Genomic DNA, 234 nt, shown 5'->3' with positions numbered 1-234 from the left:
GGAGCGCAAGATCCGCAGCGCCGGGCGGCCGTGGACGGTGGGCGACATCGCGATGGTGGCCGACGGCCAGTGGGCCGTGGGTACCCAGGCCGAGGGGCAGCGCGACGGGGAAGCCGTGGCGGAGCGCCGGATCGCGGACGGGCGGTGCGTCGAGCTGACGGTGGAGGAGCTGGCCCGCGCGGTGGGCTCCCGGTTCGGGGACGCCCACCGCGACGAAGACGCGGAGTAACCGGT

1 protein-coding gene is annotated in these 234 nt (G+C 76.1%); it reads left to right on the top strand.

Annotation, left to right across the window (positions count from 1 at the left end):
- Positions 1-229 (top strand): hypothetical protein (locus tag RB628_RS42315; RefSeq protein WP_318325875.1); only part of this gene is annotated, 229 nt, incomplete at its 5' end.
- Between the last annotated feature and the right edge of the window lie 5 nt (positions 230-234).

Origin of the sequence: Streptomyces sp. ADMS (assembly GCF_033441795.1) — a bacterium.
Classification (GTDB): Bacteria; Actinomycetota; Actinomycetes; order Streptomycetales; family Streptomycetaceae; genus Streptomyces.
This window is presented reverse-complemented; position numbering and strand designations above follow the sequence as displayed.